The following is a 1,308-nucleotide window of genomic DNA, read 5'->3' on the forward strand; positions in this document are numbered from 1 at the left end:
GGCGGTTTCTAGCGGTCGTTGCAACACGTGGTCGGTTGTTTAGGCCGCGAGGAGTTTATGCAGGCGCTCGGCTGGGGTTTCCCAGCCGAGCGTTTTGCGTGGGCGCCGGTTGAGCTGGTCCGCGACGCCGACGAGGTGTTCGGGGGTGTGCACGGACAGGTCGGTGCCCTTTGGGAAGTACTGCCGCAGCAGGCCGTTCGTGTTCTCGTTCGAGCCTCGTTGCCAGGGGCTGGCGGGGTCGCAGAAGTAGACCGGGATGTCGGTGGCGAGGGTGAACTCGTGGTGGCGGGCCATCTCGCTGCCCTGGTCCCAGGTCAGGGATCGAGTGAGATGGGCGGGCAGGGTCTGGACGGTGGCCGCCAGGGCGTCGCGGACGGCCTCGGCTCCGTGGTCGTTCGGCAGGTGCAGGAGCATCACGTAGCGGGTGGCGCGCTCTACGAGGGTGCCGATCGCGGATTTGCCGTCCTTGCCGATGATCAGGTCGCCTTCCCAGTGGCCGGGCACGGCCCGGTCCTCCGCCTCGGCCGGACGCTCGCTGATCATGACCATCGGGTCGGTGAAGCGGGGCTGGCGGCCGTTGGCCTGCCGGTGGGGCCTGCGGCGGGCTCGGCCACTGCGCAGGGCGCCGGCGAGCTCACGGCGCAGCTGTCCCCGGCCCTGGACGTAAAGCGCCTGGTAGACGGTCTCGTGGACCACGTGCATCTCCGGCCGGTCGGGGAACTTCTGCCGCAGAGCGTGGCATATCTGCTCCGGGCTCCACTTCTCGTCCAGCATCGCCTGGACGGCGTCCCGCAGCTCGCGGTTGCGGAGGATCTTGCGGGGCTTGGGGCGGGGCCGGCGGGAATCGGCGCGGGCCTGGGCCGCATACGGCCGGTAGTGCCAGTGGCCACGGGTCCCCTCGGTCCGGTTGCGGCGGATCTCCCGGCTGACCGTGGACGGACTGCGGCCCAGCTCGGCGGCGATCGCCCGCACCGTGGCCTTCTCCCGCAGCCGGTCCGCGATATGGATCCGCTCGTCCTCACGCAGATACCGGGAAGCACCGGAAGGCGGCACCACCATGCGCATCGGGGGTGCCGCCTTCTGCCGCCGGTCGGCGCTGCGGCCGTTGAGCCACTTTCGGCCGGTCCGCGCGTCAATGCCGACGATCCGGCATGCCTCGGCGTTGCTGTGTCCCTGTTGCATGAGCCGGGAGTATGCCGCTCGCTCCCGACTCAGCTTCACAGGTCCCTGAGCCGTCCGGATCTTGCGGATCTCGAAGTCCATCGCATCCCCTGAACTGGGGTGTTGCAACGACTCCTAGAACCCAAG

1 protein-coding gene is annotated in these 1,308 nt (G+C 69.4%); it reads right to left on the reverse strand.

Features of this window, described 5'->3' with window-relative positions; genetic code table 11:
• Window positions 1–39: 39 nt before the first annotated feature.
• Window positions 40–1,263, reverse strand: coding sequence for an IS30 family transposase (locus ACZ6I1_RS35005; RefSeq protein ID WP_469293171.1), 1,224 nt, complete (start codon window positions 1,261–1,263; stop codon window positions 40–42).
• Window positions 1,264–1,308: the final 45 nt, after the last annotated feature.

Source organism: Streptomyces sp. NPDC046303, assembly GCF_055588085.1.